General features: G+C 70.8%; 12 protein-coding genes and 1 rRNA gene. 8 read left to right on the top strand and 5 right to left on the bottom strand.

From position 1 onward, the window contains the following. Positions 1-107: 107 nt before the first annotated feature. Positions 108-1,052 carry a bifunctional lytic transglycosylase/C40 family peptidase gene (locus tag ACH4ZA_RS06150; protein WP_319281572.1) on the bottom strand — a complete coding sequence of 315 codons (945 nt, stop codon included), beginning with the start codon at positions 1,050-1,052 and terminating at the stop codon, positions 108-110. Between the two features lie 123 nt (positions 1,053-1,175). Next, entirely contained in the window at positions 1,176-2,891 is a 1,716-nt protein-coding gene (locus tag ACH4ZA_RS06145; protein WP_398428273.1) for a serine/threonine-protein kinase, read from the bottom strand. A gap of 224 nt (positions 2,892-3,115) precedes the next feature. Between ACH4ZA_RS06145 and ACH4ZA_RS06140 the strand changes: the two genes are divergently transcribed. Continuing rightward, a complete protein-coding gene (locus tag ACH4ZA_RS06140) occupies positions 3,116-3,877 on the top strand; it encodes a carbonic anhydrase (RefSeq protein WP_398428271.1) in 762 nt (253 codons plus the stop codon). A 6-nt stretch (positions 3,878-3,883) separates the two neighbouring features. Here the strand turns inward: ACH4ZA_RS06140 and ACH4ZA_RS06135 are convergent, their stop codons facing one another. Then, complete coding sequence (locus tag ACH4ZA_RS06135; RefSeq protein ID WP_398428270.1) at positions 3,884-4,630, bottom strand: trypsin-like serine peptidase; 747 nt, start codon at positions 4,628-4,630, stop codon at positions 3,884-3,886. 457 nt (positions 4,631-5,087) lie between these two features. Here ACH4ZA_RS06135 and ACH4ZA_RS06130 point away from each other — a divergent pair, with 457 nt between their 5' ends. The 7 genes from ACH4ZA_RS06130 to ACH4ZA_RS06100 all read left to right on the top strand — a co-directional run bounded on the left by ACH4ZA_RS06130 (position 5,088) and on the right by ACH4ZA_RS06100 (position 14,105). Continuing rightward, a complete protein-coding gene (locus ACH4ZA_RS06130) occupies positions 5,088-6,440 on the top strand; it encodes a S53 family peptidase (RefSeq protein ID WP_319281558.1) in 1,353 nt (450 codons plus the stop codon). A gap of 400 nt (positions 6,441-6,840) precedes the next feature. Further along, on the top strand, positions 6,841-7,149 hold the full coding sequence (locus ACH4ZA_RS06125; protein ID WP_003991275.1) for a hypothetical protein: 309 nt from the start codon (positions 6,841-6,843) through the stop codon (positions 7,147-7,149). Between the two features lie 201 nt (positions 7,150-7,350). After that, the gene (locus ACH4ZA_RS06120) at positions 7,351-8,202 is read left to right on the top strand and encodes a hypothetical protein (protein ID WP_398428268.1); all 852 of its coding nucleotides are present in this window, start codon (positions 7,351-7,353) and stop codon (positions 8,200-8,202) included. Beyond that, a complete protein-coding gene (locus tag ACH4ZA_RS06115; RefSeq protein ID WP_398428267.1) occupies positions 8,192-9,517 on the top strand; it encodes a hypothetical protein in 1,326 nt (441 codons plus the stop codon). Before ACH4ZA_RS06120 ends, ACH4ZA_RS06115 begins: the two co-directional genes overlap by 11 nt. After that, the gene (locus ACH4ZA_RS06110; protein WP_319281565.1) at positions 9,514-11,073 is read left to right on the top strand and encodes an SCO6880 family protein; all 1,560 of its coding nucleotides are present in this window, start codon (positions 9,514-9,516) and stop codon (positions 11,071-11,073) included. The genes ACH4ZA_RS06115 and ACH4ZA_RS06110 overlap by 4 nt, the downstream gene beginning before the upstream one ends. A gap of 9 nt (positions 11,074-11,082) precedes the next feature. After that, the gene (locus ACH4ZA_RS06105; RefSeq protein ID WP_319281568.1) at positions 11,083-12,510 is read left to right on the top strand and encodes an ATP-binding protein; all 1,428 of its coding nucleotides are present in this window, start codon (positions 11,083-11,085) and stop codon (positions 12,508-12,510) included. Positions 12,511-12,524: 14 nt separating this feature from the next. Further along, positions 12,525-14,105, top strand: a complete 1,581-nt coding sequence (locus ACH4ZA_RS06100; protein WP_398428554.1) for a type IV secretory system conjugative DNA transfer family protein — start codon at positions 12,525-12,527, stop codon at positions 14,103-14,105. Here ACH4ZA_RS06100 and ACH4ZA_RS06095 read toward each other — a convergent pair. Then, complete coding sequence (locus tag ACH4ZA_RS06095) at positions 14,094-14,657, bottom strand: GNAT family N-acetyltransferase (protein ID WP_398428266.1); 564 nt, start codon at positions 14,655-14,657, stop codon at positions 14,094-14,096. The two genes, ACH4ZA_RS06100 and ACH4ZA_RS06095, sit on opposite strands and share 12 nt — an antisense overlap. Before the next feature lie 101 nt (positions 14,658-14,758). Then, a 5S ribosomal RNA gene (rrf, locus tag ACH4ZA_RS06090) occupies positions 14,759-14,853 on the bottom strand; the annotation flags it as partial.

Raw genomic sequence — 14,853 nt, 5'->3', positions numbered from 1 at the left:
GAACGCACGGCCCCGGTTGATACGTTCCACTCTCCACTGAATGATCACTCAGACGTTATCGAAGAGAGACAGATCCGCGCAGCTCAGAGCCGGGGTTCCGGCCCTCCTCACACCCTCGTCGGGAGCGCTTTCGCGCCATCTTCGGTGACCCGGGTGGCACCGAAGTACTCAGCGGTGTCGATGGGGTCGAAGCGGATGACGGCGCCGGTGTAGGGCGCGTCGATCATGTACCCGCCGCCGACGTAGATCCCCACGTGGTGGATGGCCCGCGAGTTGCCGAGGTCGGTGGAGAAGAACACCAGGTCCCCCGGCAGCAGCTCGCTCCGCTTCGGATGCGGCCCGGCGTTGTACTGATCGTTGGCGACCCGGGGCAGGGTGATCCCGACGCTCTCGTAGGCGGCCTTCGTCAGCCCCGAGCAGTCGAACCGTCCTCCCTGGTCAGCGGTGCCGTTCCCACCCCACAGATAGGGCGTGCCGAGCTTCTTCTGCGCAAAGTAGATGGCCCCGGCAGCCTGCTTGCTGGGATCCACCCGGGCAACGGGAGCGGCAAAGGACTTCTCGAGCGTGCGAATCGTCTTGACGTAGTTCTGCGTCTCGCGGATGGCGGGAACGCCCCCCGCCCGGATGACACGGTCAGGGCCCGCGTTGTAGGCGGCGAGCATGTTGTTCGTGGTGTCCCCGGGTACTCGCCGGACGTACTTGGCGAGGTCGCAGTCGTAGGAGGCCGCCGATGGAATCGCGTCATTCGGATCCCAGATGTCGCGATCCCCGTCGCCGTCGCCGTCGACGCCGTGCGTGGCCCAGGTGCTGGGGATGAACTGTGCGATGCCGCGGGCGTCGGCATGGCTGACGATGTCCGGATCCCAACCGCTCTCCTGGTACAGCTGGGCTGCCAGCAGGGCGGGGTTGAGGGCCGGGCAGAGGTTGCCCCACTTCTGAACGAGCGTCTGATAGGCCGACGGCACGGCGCCCTTGGCGAGCCCGACGCTCCCGGCGCCGACGCCGTTGACGAGGTTGCCTGCGACGACGTACACCCCTATGACGAGGAGCATCACAAAGCTCAGCCCGAGCCCGACCGCGGCTCCGCCGACCACCCAAACTTTTCGCACGCTTCAACCCTCCCCCACCGCAACCCTGTTTACGGGTCTTTTCCGAACCTGTCCGTGTCGTGTGCGCTACTTCGAGACGAACCCGCGGCAGTCGATGGTGACGTACTTCCGCGGCTCGCGGACATGGAGGAACAACACGGTCCAGTCACCGGGGTCGTTCGCGACAGGGATCGCGTCGCCGGCCTTCTTGCCCCGCACGATCTGCCGGAAGTCGTCCGGGTAGGTCAGGTACACCCATTCGGTTCCCAGCGCGACGGGCCTGCTCGTGTATCCGAGGTCCAGGTTGTCCTGCAGTCCCCCTTCGAAGGGCTTGCCCGTGTCCGAGTCGATCGCATGGGGGGACTTCACGGCCACCGTCACGTAGTAGGGCGTCGAGACGGCGGACGTGAGCCGCAATCCGATCCGACCCTTCCCCGAGGTGTAGGGAGCGTCGGAGTCCGCATCGGCGACCGACGCCTGGAAGTGCTCGCTGCGCTCCTCCACGGGCAGATTGCACGTTCCCTGCCCGTCCTGTGACTGCGGATCAGCCTTCCAGAGGTCGCGGGAGGGGTTCGTCTGCTCGACATAGGCCGGCGGCTGCAGCTTCGACTCGTCGCCGCCCGCAGTCGTGGGCGCCACCGAAGTGGCTCCGACGCCTGACGCCCCGTCAGCCTCCTTGTTCGCGCCGTCCCCCCTGCTCGGGAGCAGGGTGAGCGCCGCGACCGCCCCCGCCGCCACGGCCAGCCCCGTCGCTCCCGCGATCAGCCACGGCTTCCTCCGCCGCCCGGCACCAGGGGCAGGACGGGCCTGCTGAGTGGGGGTGTACCCGTAGCCGTACGCAGGCGGAGCCGTCGGCAGATCGTGCGGGCTGAGGGGCGGGTGCGCGGGAGGGGGCACCGGCCCGGGTGATGCGGCGGGGGTGGCGAACGAGTCGGCAGGAGTGGACGGCACCATCTCCGCCAGCTCCCCGAGCCCCGCGTAGAACGGGTCCTCGACGAGTGCCGACCGCACCCCGCACCACGCGATCAGCTCTCCCAGACCGGGCCGGCCCGCCGGCTCCTTGGCCACACACGAACCGATGAGCGCGGCCAGCCCCGCTTCCACGCCTTGGAGATCCACGGGGTCGTGGACGGTGCGATAGCTCACCCCGGCGGACTCCCCGGGGCCGAACGGCGGTCGGCCGGTGGCCGCGTAGGCGAGCGTCGCGCCGAGCGCGAAGACGTCCGCGGCGGGTCCCACCTCGTTGCGCAGCAGCACCTCGGGAGCGGTGTAGCCAGGCGTGCCCGGGGCGAACCCCGCCTCGGTGAGCGCCGTCTGCGCTGCGCTGCGGGCGATGCCGAAGTCGATGAGCTGCGGGCCCTGAGCGGCCAGGATGACGTTCTGCGGCTTGAGGTCCCGGTGGGTGACCCGCTGCGCGTGCACGGCTGCAAGCCCCTCGGCCAGCGCCGCGAGCAACCCCCGGCACGTCTCCACCGGCAGCGGCCCTCGGGCCGCCACAGCCTTGCTCAACGTCGGCCCCGGCACATACTCCGTCGCCAGCCAATAAGGCGCCGTGTCCAGCGAGGCGTCGATGAGGTTGGCGGTGTACGCGCTGCGGACCGCCCGCACCGTCTCGACCTCGCGCCGGAACCGGGCCAGCGCTTCCGGATGGTCGACGATCTCGTCCCGGATGACCTTGATCGCCACGAGCCGTCCGCCGGGCGAGCGCCCGAGGTAGACCTGCCCCATGCCACCTGCGCCGAGCCTCGCGAGCAGCGTGTGCGCGCCTATCCGCGCGGGGTCCTGAGCCTTCAGTACGTCCACCGAACCGACCATGCCACATGGCCCAGTTGGCCATGGACACGGCCCACGGCCCACCCGCCCGCGCCGATGCCCCGCGCACCCGGGCGAGCCGGCGTCCGTTCGGGTAAAGGGCGGCCCGGGCCGGCGTCAAGCATCGCCCAGCGTTCGCCCCCCTGATCGTCACGCAGGACCATGATTCGGCAACATGCGCGATCACCTTCGGGCTCGGACATACGTTCCACCCCGTGAACCCTGAAGACACCCCCCACCGCTCCGCCGAGCGCCCTCCGGCCGGCACCGCCCGCCGCGCGCTGCTGCGCGGCCTCGCCGGCACGGCGACCCTGAGCGGCCTCGCCCTCGCGGCGGCCCCGGCCTCCTCCGCCGCCGCCCGTGCGACCGCTTCGCGCGGTACCGCGCCGCGGCCCACCACCGCCGACGGGGCGCTGCGGGAACTCGCCGCGGGCAACCGGCGCTGGCGCACCTACTGCGAGCGCCACCCGGACGAGACGCCCGCCGTCCGGGCGAATCTGACGGCCGGGCAACACCCCTTCGCCGTGGTCCTCGGCTGCATCGACTCGCGCGTGCCGCCCGAGCTGGTGTTCGATCAGGGCCTCGGCGACCTGATGACCGTCCGCAGCGCGGGCGAGGTCCTCGACGAGGCCGTGCTAGGCAGCGTCGCCTACGGGGTGCTGGAACTGGGGATACCGCTGGTCGTGGTGCTCGGGCACCAGTCGTGCGGCGCGGTGAAGGCCGCGGTGCAGGCGGATCTGACCGGTGAGCGGCTGCCCGCCCACATCCAGTATCTGGCGGACCGGATATCCCCGGCCATCGACCGCACCAAGACCGGCGACGCCCGCGTCGACTCGACCATCGACGCCAACATACGGGCCGTCCGCTCGCATCTCGCCGCCGAGCCCGACCTGGCCGCGAAGATCGCCGCCGGCGAGCTGGCCGTCGTCGGCGCCCGCTACGAGCTGACCACCCAGCTCGTGCACCCCGTCGCGTAGGACCCCCTAGGAATCGGAGGCCGCCTCCCGGTACAGCTCCGCGGCCTCCGGTCCGAGGACCACGCTGTACGAGACGTCGTCCGTGGATCCGCCCTGCTCGTGGCCGCCCAGTATGCCGACGACCTCGCCGTAGCCGTTCACCCACGGGCTGCCGCTGGTCCCCCCGGAGAAGCCGGGGCAGGCTATGCGCTGCTGGGTGGCGGTGTGGGCGGTGGGCCTGTTCACGCACCGTATCGGGGCCTCACCGGCATTCGGGTACCCCGTGACGGTCACGGGCGTGGCCCCGGTGGTGGTGCCCGGGGCGAACCGGTTGCCGCCGACCACGTCCTCGACGCCCGCGCCGTCCTGCTCCTCGAGCGCGGCGAAGGCCACGTCGCTGTCCTCGTCCCGCCCCTGCGTCCACCCGTCGGGCAGGAAGACCTTTGCGACCTTCCAGACCCCGTAGGGGGCCTCGCCGTCCCGGTATCCGGGCACGAAGGCCACGTCACCCGCGTCGATCAGGCAGTGCGCGGCCGTGACGACGAGATCACGGTGCGGGCTGTGCACCACGGACGCCGTGCAGACGTGCGCGCCGGCCAGCCTGCCGGCGTCCGCGTCGTCCGCGGCGAGCAGTGCGCCCACCTTCGCGGACTGCGTCGTCGCCGCGGCGACGGCCGTCACCCCGAGGGGTCCGGGCCCCCCGTCGGCGGCCGCCTCTGAGGCGGAGGTGACGGCCAGCAGCACGACCGCACCGAGCAGTGCGTTTCGGTTCATCGGATCCACTGTGTCCCACCAAGGTGAGAGAAGCGACAGACGGCACTTCCGACGCTACCCGCACCGGGCTCACACAACCTCCCGGTCCTTACCTTCCCGACCTCGCCCCGGCCCCGAGGCCCGGGCCCCGAGGCACCGATGTCCGGTACCCGGCCCCCGCCCTCCTACACCCCACGCCGCCTCCGCCCGCCTCCCCCGCCCCTCGGCTCGACCGCCCGCTGACGGCCCCCAGGTCAAGTGGCGGCCATCGCCGCACCATCCCCCCGCCATCGGTCAGCAATCACACAACCCCCTTCAGTAAGGCGGAAGTCAGTATTCCGCCGGGTGTCTTGTTGTCGCGTACTCAACAAAGGAACAGTCGTCGTGGGCCGCCGCCCGCCTCCGGGGACCACGCACCGGTGGCACGCATCACCCCCACCCGCACCGCCCCTGTCACCCCGTCATCAGGAGCTGTCCGTTGCGTACGACGACTTCCCCCGCCTCCCCCGCCAGATCCGGCCGACGGCGCCGCACCGGCGCCTCGATCCTCGGCGCCGCCGCCCTCGTGCTCGCCGGACTCGGCACCGCGGCCCAGGCGAGCGCGGCACCCGCCACCACCACCGCCACCACCGCCAAGACGACGCCCTCGAAGGTCACCTGGGCGGCGACCCCCTGTGCCACCCCCAAGCACAAGGGTGATCTGACCTGCAACTCCTTCCGCGTCACCGGCGGCACCACCGCCTTCCAGAAGGAACGCGCCGCCGACACCGGCCGGACCGCCGCCGTCACCCCGAAGGCGGCCGCCGCGTCCCCCACCGGCTACGGGCCGTCCGACCTCCAGGACGCCTACGGACTGGCCGACGCCGCCTCCAGCAACGGCTCCGGCGAGACCATCGCCATCGTCGACGCGTACGACGACCCGAACGCAGCCGCCGACCTCGCCAAGTACCGCTCCTACTACGGCCTCCCCGCCTGCACGGTGGCGAGCGGCTGCTTCAAGAAGGTGAGCCAGACCGGCTCGACGACCTCGCTGCCCTCCGCCGACAGCGGCTGGGCCGAGGAGGAGTCCCTCGACCTCGACATGGCCAGCGCGGTCTGCCCGAACTGCAAGATCCTGCTCGTCGAGGCGACCTCCGCCTCCATGACCAACCTCGGCAAGGCCGTGAACGAGGCCGTCACGCTGGGCGCGAAGTTCGTGTCCAACAGCTACGGCGGCTCCGAGTCCTCCTCGGACACCTCGTACGACACCTCGTACTTCAAGCACGCCGGCGTCGCCATCACCGTCAGCGCGGGCGACGAGGGCTACGGGGCCGAGTACCCGGCCGCCTCCAGGTACGTGACGTCCGTCGGCGGCACCGCCCTGTCCACGTCCTCGAACTCCCGCGGCTGGACCGAGAAGGTCTGGAACACCAGCTCCACCGAGGGCACCGGATCGGGCTGCTCCGCCTACGACGCCAAGCCGACCTGGCAGACCGACACCGGCTGCGCCAAGCGCACGATCTCCGACGTCTCGGCCGTGGCCGACCCGGCGACCGGCGTCTCCGTCTACGACTCCTACGGCGTCACCGCAGGCTGGTACACCTTCGGCGGCACCAGCGCCTCCTCACCCATCATCGCCGCCGTCTACGCCCTCGCCGGCACCCCCGCCGGCAGCGACTACCCGGCCTCGTACCCCTACGCGGCCGCCGGCTCCTCCGCCCTGAACGACGTCACCAGCGGCAGCAACGGCACCTGCTCCACCGGCGCCTCCTACCTCTGCACCGCCCGCTCCGGCTACGACGGCCCCACCGGCCTCGGCACGCCCGAGGGGACGGCCGCCTTCACCGGATGACCTGACCTCGTGACCTGACCTTCCGTCACACCGATCAGCCACAGTGGGCCGTGGGGGCCACCCGTGGCGAAGGGCGAACGGGCCGCGGCACCCAGCCGCGGCCCGTTCGCCCTTCCTCGTGAGAACATCGAAACGTAGGCTCACCCGACCGGCCGTCAGAAACCGCACAGGGCCGTGAAGTGGGCTAACGACGGAACCACACCACAGGTTCCGCTCCGGCCTCGTTGCCCGGCGTGACCTGCCGTGATACACAGAGTGACCATACGAGCTATTCGTACGAATCCGGCCCGACAATGACGCCAAGTCGACATACGACGGCGACTTTGTCGGCGAGAATGAGACGTGACCTCTGCACACCGGCAGAGGGCGGCGGAACTACCCACCAGGGGCGGTGACTTACATGCTGTTCGCGGCCGACAAGGGCGACATCAACACCATCATCGGCGGGATCGCTCCCGACTGGGGGCCCTTCGGCAGCCTGGGCAACGAGGCCAAGGTGATGATCGAGGTCGTGATGGCGGTCGCCATCCTCCTCTGCCTCGGCATCGCCATCTGGGGCGCGGCCAAACAGCGCATCGGCGCTACGGCCCTGCGGGACACCTTCAGCGCGGAACAGGGCAAGGGCCTCATCATCGCCGGTCTGACAGGCGTCTTCATCATCGGTTCCCTGGGGACACTGTTCACGATCGTGTACGGCATGGCCGTGTAGCTGCGGCCACCGCACCACCCCCAGTCCCGTCCGGGCACGCCCGGCCCCCCGTCCCCACCCACCTGTCGTGCCCACCGGCTGAGGTTGCGTTTCCCTGATGTCCCTGATGTCGAGTCACCACACCGCGCCCGCGCGGGAACCAGCACGGCTACCGTCGTACTGCTATGCGTTCCGGTACGGCAACGAGGGGGCGTACCCGGCATGACTCCCGGCGACGAACACGACTACGGCGAACCCGCACGCACCGACGAGGGCCACCGCTACGGCGGAACACGCCTGCGACTGCCGGAGGACGACCTCTACGGCGGAGCCCGCAGAGGAGCCCGCGGCCCGTCGCGCGGCATGGTGACGGTGGTCGGGGTCGTCGTCGTACTGATCGCGGCGATCGCCTTCGCGAACCGTGGAGGAGACGATTCCTCTTCCACGTCGTCCCCTTCGACGGGCGGCGGCAAGCCGAACGCCACCAGCACGGCCCCCACCGGCACGAAGCCGGTCCGCTCGAAGACGGGCGGCATCCCGATCGGGTACGCACACAGCGCCCAGGGCGCTCAGAGCGCCGCGGCCAACTACGCCGTGGCGCTGGGGTCGGCGGACATGTTCGTCACCGATCTCCGGCACGAGATCGTCGACACCGTCTACACACCCGATGCCGCCGCAGCCAAACAGGCCGCTCTGGACACCGCCTACACGAGCGAGAAGTTCCTGAGCAACATCGGACTCGCCAAGGACGGCACCGCCCCCGACGGCCAGACCTTCGTCTCACGGGTCATTCCCGTCGGCACCAAGGCCACCGCCGCCACGACCAGCAAGGCGACCGTCGAGGTCTGGTACACGTCGCTCTTCGGCCTCTCGGGCGCGGCCTCGACCAACCCCGTCTCCGAGAGTTGGTTCACCACCACCTACCAGCTCTCGTGGGTCGACAATGACTGGAAGATCACCGACTTCCAGCAGAAGGACGGTCCCGTTCCCGTCGGGCGCGACCAGCAGGCCTCCACCGCCGACGACATGACGAAGGCCGTCGAGGAGTTCGGAGGGTTCACGTATGCGCGCTAAGCACCTCTCCCTCAAGGTGACGGCTGCTCTGGCCGCCCTTCAGGCCACAACCGTGCTGTTGGCCACACGTGCCGTCGCCGCCCCGTCGCCGACCCCCACTCCCTCGACCTCCGCGAGCAGCGCCTGCAGCGAGCTCATCCGAGGCCCCGCCCGGGACTACTGCGAGAAGGGCGAGAACCCCTCGTCCACCACCAACCCCGGCGTCTCCGACACCCTCGACCCGCTCTCCTCTCTCGCCAAGGGCTGCGCCGACGCCGCCTCCTGGACCATCGACAAGCTCAGCGCGGCCGTGAAGGACACGGCGAACGTCGACTTCACCAACGAGCGGTTCCTCAAGCAGTACGCCGTCGTGTTCGCCGCCTCGACCGTCCTGACGCTCCTGCTGTGGCTGCTGGCCGTCGCCAAGCGGGCGGTGCGCGGAGTGCCCCTGACCACCGCCATCGGCGAGGCCGTCGGGTTCCTCTGGCTGACCGTCCTGGCCTCCGCCTTCACCCCCCTCGTCCTCTACACCGTCGTCTCCGCCACGGACGGCATCACGGACGTTCTCGCCAAGACGACCGGCAACCAGACCGACACGTTCTTCGGCACCTTCTCCGGCGCCCTCGCCAAGGGCGAGAACATCGGCGGCGGGCCGATCATGCTGATCGTCGTGTCCCTCGTGTCGATCCTCGCGGCCGGAGTGCTGTGGCTGGAACTCGTCATCCGGGCCGCCCTGCTGTACGTCGGCGCGCTGCTCGGCACGGTCGTCTACGCGGGCCTGGTCGACAAGAACCTGTGGAGCCACGTCCGCCGCTGGGCCGGCATCATGATCGCCGTCATCCTCGTCAAACCGGTCATCGTGATAGTGCTCGGCCTGGCCGGAGCGCTGTCCTCCGGCGACGGCCCGGACTCCTTCTCCGCCGTCGTCTCCGGCCTCTCCATCATCCTGCTCGCCATCTTCGCCAGCGCGATGATCTACCGCTTCGTCCCCGGCTTCGGCGACGAGATCGCGAACGGCCGCAACAACCGCATCATGCAGGGAGCCGAGGGCAAGGCGGCCGCCGTCATCAGCTCGCCGGCCAACCTGGTCGCCCAGGGCATCAAGACCCACAGCACCCGCGCGGACAGCGGCGGCTCGTCCGGGGCCGCCGGCGGCCGCCCCTCCAACCCGGTGTCCGGCGGGGTCGCCGCGCACAGCTCGCGCACCTCGAGCGGGGGCGGCGGATCTGTCCCCTCCGCCGCACCCGCACCCCGCGCGAGCAGCCCCGTCAACACCCCGCACGCCGGCAACACCCGAAACAGCAGCAACAACCGCACGGGAGGTGAAGGGCGTTGACGACCGATTCCCACGTGTCCCACGCGATCACGCCCCGCCGTACATATCTGATCGGCCGCGCCCGGCCGAACGCGATCGTCGGCCGCAACCGCGAGACCGGCGAGATCGCGCTCATCGTCATCGGCGCGTTCCTCGGCATGATGTGCGGCCTCCTCGTCCCCGTCCTCGCCCTGCGGATCGTCCTGCTGAGCGGCTTCCCCATGCTCGCGCTGGCCGCGGTGTACGTGCCGTACAAGCACCGCACCTTCTACAAGTGGTTCGAGATCAACCGCAGCTACAAGCGCACCCTCCGCCGGGGCACCGCCTACCGCTCCACGGCCTCGGAGGCCGGCACCCGCCTGGACGGCCGGGAGATCGAGGTCGGCCCCCCGCCGGGCATCGGCCGCATCAGCTGGCTGGCCGCACCCTTCGGCCCCGACGAGATCGCCGTCCTCCTGCACGCGGACCGGCGCACGGTGACCGCCGCCATCGAGATCGAGGGCCCGGGCGTCGGCCTGCGCGACAGCGAGGACCAGGAGGCCCTCGTCGACCGCTTCGGCACCCTGCTCAAGCACGTGGCCAACGGCGACGGCTTCGTCACCCGGCTGCAGATACTCGCCCGCACCCTGCCCGCCGACCCCGACGCCCACGCCAAGGACGTCGCCGTCCGCGGGGACGAGAAGTCCCCCGACTGGCTGGCCCGCTCCTACGACCAGCTCCAGTCCATGGTGTCCACCAGCAGCGAGCAGCACCGCGCCTACCTCGTCGCGTGCATGCACTACACCCGCGAACTGGCCGCCGAGGCCCACGCCATGGCCCGCGCCGCCCACCCCCGGTCGGGCCGCAAGCTGGACCGCGACGCCGGCCTCGCCGTCGTCATGGCCCGCGAGCTCACGGACATCTGCTCACGCCTCCAGGAGGCGGACATCCGCGTCCGCCAGCCGCTCGGCCAGGGCCGGCTGTCCTCCCTCGTCCACTCCATGTACGACCCGGACCACCCCATCGACCACATCCAGGCGATGACCAGGCGCAACGCCTGGCCCGCCGAGCTGGACGCCATGGAGCCGACGTACCTCCAGGCCAAGACCCGCGAGTCGTCCACCCGCGCCCCCTGGTGCCACGCCACGGCCTGGGTGAAGGAGTGGCCGATGACCCCGGTCGGCGTCAACTTCCTGGCCCCCCTGCTGGTCCACACCCCGGACGTCATCCGCACCGTCGCCGTCACGATGGACCTCGAACCCACCGAGGTCGCCATCGAGCGCATGCTCACGGAGAAGACGAACGACGAGGCGGAGGCCAGCCGCGCCGCCAAGATGAACCGGACCGTCGACCCGCGCGACGTCGCCGCGCACTCCCGTCTCGACCAGCGCGGCGAGGACCTGGCGTCCGGCGCGGCCGGCGTGAACCTGGTCGGCTACATCACGGTCTCCTCCCGCAACCCCGAGGCCCTCGCCCGCGACAAGCGGACGATCAGGGCGTCGGCCGGCAAGTCGTACCTGAAGCTGGAGTGGTGCGACCGGGAGCACCACCGTGCGTTCGTGAACACCCTCCCGTTCGCCACCGGAATCCGAAGGTAGGGGCTTCACATGCGGGACCCGATGTCCGTCCTCACCGACGCCTTCACGTCCTTCCTGTTCGGCAAGGTGGAGACGACCCGCCTTCCGGTCCGCACCTCCACCGGCCAGGCCCAGGCGGTCTACCTCCCCACGGCAGCGCCCGGCCTCGGCGACTCCGGCGTCATCATCGGCCGCGAGGTCTACTCCGGGAAGGGCTACATCTACGACCCCTTCCAGCTGTACGGCCAGCAGCTGCCCGCCCCGCACTGGCTCGTCCTCGGCGAGTCCGGCAACGGCAAGTCGGCCCTGGAGAAGACCTATGTCCTGCGCCAGCTCCGCTTCCGCGACCGGCAGGTCGTCGTCCTGGACGCCCAGGGCGAGGACGGCGTCGGCGAATGGAACCTCATCGCGCAGGCGCTGGGAATAACCCCCATCCGCCTGGACCCGATGGCCGCCCTGGACATGGGGATCCGCCTCAACCCGCTGGACCCGTCGATCACCACGACGGGCCAGCTCGCGCTGCTGCGCACGATCATCGAGGTGGCGATGGGCCACGGCCTCGACGAGCGCTCCGGCTTCGCCCTCAAGGTCGCCCACGCCTACGTCAACGAGACGATCGTCGACCGCCAGCCGGTCCTCACCGACATCGTCGAGCAGCTGCGCCACCCCGAACCGGAGTCCGCGGAGGCGATGAACGTCGCCATAGACGACGTACGGGCCTGGGGCCTGGACGTCGCCCTGGTCCTGGACCGCCTGGTCGACGGCGACCTGCGCGGCATGTTCGACGGCCCGACGACCGTCGGCATCGACCTGGACGCCCCGCTGATCGTGTTCGACCTGTCCCACATCGACCGCAACTCGATCGCCATGCCGATCCTGATGGCGATCGTCGGGGTCTGGCTGGAGCACACCTGGATCCGCCCCGACCGGAAGAAGCGCATCTTCCTGGTCGAGGAGGCCTGGCACATCATCAGCAGCCCCTTCGTGGCCCAGCTCTTCCAGCGGCTGCTGAAGTTCGGCCGCCGACTCGGCCTGTCCTTCGTCGCCGTCGTCCACCACCTGTCCGACGTGGTGGACGGAGCGGCGGCGAAAGAGGCCTCCGCCATCCTCAAGATGGCCTCCACCAGGACGATCTACGCCCAGAAGACGGACGAGGCGAGAGCGACCGGCCGAGTGCTGGGCCTGCCCCGCTGGGCCGTGGAGATCATCCCGACCCTCACCCCGGGCATCGCCGTGTGGGACGTCAACGGCAACGTCCAGGTCGTCAAACACCTGGTCACCGAGACGGAACGCCCGCTGGTCTTCACCGACCGCGCGATGACGGAGTCCTCCGCCGACCGCATCGCCGACGACGACGCGCTGCTCGCCGCCGAGCTGGAACAGGAACGACGGGCGGCGACCTTCATGGAACAGCACATCGCCGACCTGGACGGCTCCTCCGAGTCGACGGTGGCGTAGGGGGCGGGATGGCCATGAGACCGGGTGACGAGCATCGCCACGACAGCCACGGCTCGGGCCGGGGCTCCGGGCAGGGAGGCGTTCCCGACGGCCTGCTCGTCGGCATACTGGCCTTCCTGCTCGGCATGACGCTCCTCGTCTGGACGGCCACCGGACTCTCGGCCCTCCTCGCCCACGGTTCCTGGCCGTCCGGGGTCACCTTCACCCGCACCCCACTCGCCATGCGGCACCTCATCGCCCAGCCCCACGACGTCCCCGGGGCCTGGCCCGACGCGGACCCCACGGGGTTCTCCGGCTACGGCCTCTTCTGGGGCCTGCTCATCGGCCAGCTGATGATCCTGCTCGTCCTCACGGTGTTCGTCATGGGCACGCTGGCCCGCTGGCGGGCGGTGCGCGCACACCGAAGGGCGGACCGGTCGGCCCCTGTGCACCTTCCGGAGCCCCAGCACCACGAGGTGCCCACCCCGCGAACGGAGGCGACAGCGACCGACCCGGCCCCACAGAGTCCATCCGTCTCCCCGGCCGCCCCGCCCGCGGACCGGCAGGCCGTGACAGCACCCCCGTCCTCCCCGCCCCTACCCCCGTCTCCGTCACACCCGGACGGGCCGCGGCAGCCCGACGCGGTCGCCGTCGCCGCGCCGCCCCACGCCTGGGAGACCTCCCGCTCCGAGGGCGGGACGGTCCACTACGCGCCCCCCGCCACCCGGTTCGCGCTCGCCTCCCAGGCCGTCCGGGACGCGGCGGGTCCGGCCCTCGTCCTCACGTCCGACCCCGCACTCTGGCAGGACACCAAGGACGGCCGGGCCAAGCTGGGCCCGGTCCACCTCTACGACCCGGCGCACCACTGCGACACCCCGGCCCGCCTCCACTGGTCCCCCATCGCCGGCTGCGAGGACCGGACGACCGCCGGCTCCCGCGCGGCGGCGCTCCTCACGCCCGTGCGCCCCACGGCCCGGCTGGACCAGGCGGTGGCCGAGACGGCCGAGATTCTGCTCCGCAGTTATCTTCACGCCGCCGCCGTCGACGGCCGCACGGTCCGCCACGTCCACCGCTGGTCCCAGGGGGCCGGCGTCCAGGAAGCGGTCCGCACCCTGCGCACCAGCCCCAAGGCCGCTCCGGGTGCGGCAGGCGAGCTCGAAGCCGCTCTGACCGCCCATCCCGAACGCCGGGACATCGCCCAGGAACTGACGGCCCGTGCCCTCTCCGCGCTCTCCACGGTGAACATCCGTGAGGCGTGTACTCCCAACCGAACTGATGCCCTCGCCTTGGATTCCTTCGTGGACGAAGGGGGCACTCTTTATGTGCTCGGTGAATCTCTCGAGGACCCCAGGACCAGCCCCGGCGCGATGCCGCTCCTGACGGCCCTCGTCTCCAGCGTGGTCGAGCGCGGCCGGCGCATGGCCGAACGGTCATCCTCCGGTCGCCTCGACCCACCACTGACCCTCGTCCTCGACGACGTGGCGGCCGTGGCCCCGATCCCCCAGCTTCCGGAGCTCCTGGCCGCCGGCCCGGACCGGGGCCTGCCCACCTTGGCGCTGCTCCGCTCCCGCGAACAGGCCAGGGCCCGCTGGCCGCACCACGAGCTACCGGTCTGATCCCACGGGACGCTCGAGGGCGAACTCGTACTCGTTCTCCTGCGAGTCCTCGCCCAACAGCACGGTTCGCCCGGTCGGCACGAACCCGGCCTTGCGATACGCCCCCTGCGCCCGCAGGTTCCGCTCGTGCACGATCAGGCGCACCCGCTCCAGCCCCAGCTCCCAGGCCCAGTCCGCGGCGGCGTCGAGGAGCGCCCGCGTCATGCCGCTTCCCCGCCACTCCTTCCGCACGAACACCCCGACGACATGCCCCTGCGATCGCTCGACGGGGTCGCCGGCCCAGTCGACGCTGCCCGCCTCCTCCACGAGCAGGGTGACCGTACCCGCCCACTGCCCGTCCTCCGCCTCGGCTACGTACTGCCGAGCCGCGAGGGATCCCTCGGCCGCCCCGGCGGCCCGCTCCTGCCAGAACGAGTCCGGCCGGGCCGCGGCCGTCTCGTACGTCTCCAGAAAGGCGAGCGGCGCCGCCGGATCCTCGAGCGCGAGCAGCCGCAACGCCTTGACCGAAGCCCACTCTTCCGGCCGCACCACCCGAACCGTATACGTGTACATGCAAAGCACAGTAGCGCCTGGGCTCCGACTCGGAAATTCCTTTTCGGCCCTGAACGCAGAAAACCCCCGTGCCGAATGGCACGGGGGTTTTCGCAATGATTGTTCGGCGGTGTCCTACTCTCCCACAGGGTCCCCCCTGCAGTACCATCGGCGCTGTGAGGCTTAGCTTCCGGGTTCGGAATGTAACCGGGCGTTT

The organism is Streptomyces sp. NPDC020597 (assembly GCF_044335095.1).
Taxonomy (GTDB): domain Bacteria; phylum Actinomycetota; class Actinomycetes; order Streptomycetales; family Streptomycetaceae; genus Streptomyces.
Note: the sequence above shows the minus strand (reverse complement) of the source record. Positions and strands in the feature narration are given on the sequence as shown.

Bases quoted from the DNA above. Each gene is read 5' to 3' on its own strand.
- ACH4ZA_RS06115 (WP_398428267.1), top strand. From the start codon at position 8,192: ATGCGCGCTAAGCACCTCTCCCTCAAGGTGACGGCTGCTCTGGCCGCC.
- ACH4ZA_RS06095 (WP_398428266.1), bottom strand. From the start codon at position 14,657: ATGTACACGTATACGGTTCGGGTGGTGCGGCCGGAAGAGTGGGCTTCG.
- ACH4ZA_RS06125 (WP_003991275.1), top strand. From the start codon at position 6,841: ATGCTGTTCGCGGCCGACAAGGGCGACATCAACACCATCATCGGCGGG.
- ACH4ZA_RS06120 (WP_398428268.1), top strand. From the start codon at position 7,351: ATGACTCCCGGCGACGAACACGACTACGGCGAACCCGCACGCACCGAC.
- ACH4ZA_RS06150 (WP_319281572.1), bottom strand. From the start codon at position 1,052: ATGCTCCTCGTCATAGGGGTGTACGTCGTCGCAGGCAACCTCGTCAAC.
- ACH4ZA_RS06105 (WP_319281568.1), top strand. From the start codon at position 11,083: ATGCGGGACCCGATGTCCGTCCTCACCGACGCCTTCACGTCCTTCCTG.
- ACH4ZA_RS06135 (WP_398428270.1), bottom strand. From the start codon at position 4,630: ATGAACCGAAACGCACTGCTCGGTGCGGTCGTGCTGCTGGCCGTCACC.
- ACH4ZA_RS06100 (WP_398428554.1), top strand. From the start codon at position 12,525: ATGAGACCGGGTGACGAGCATCGCCACGACAGCCACGGCTCGGGCCGG.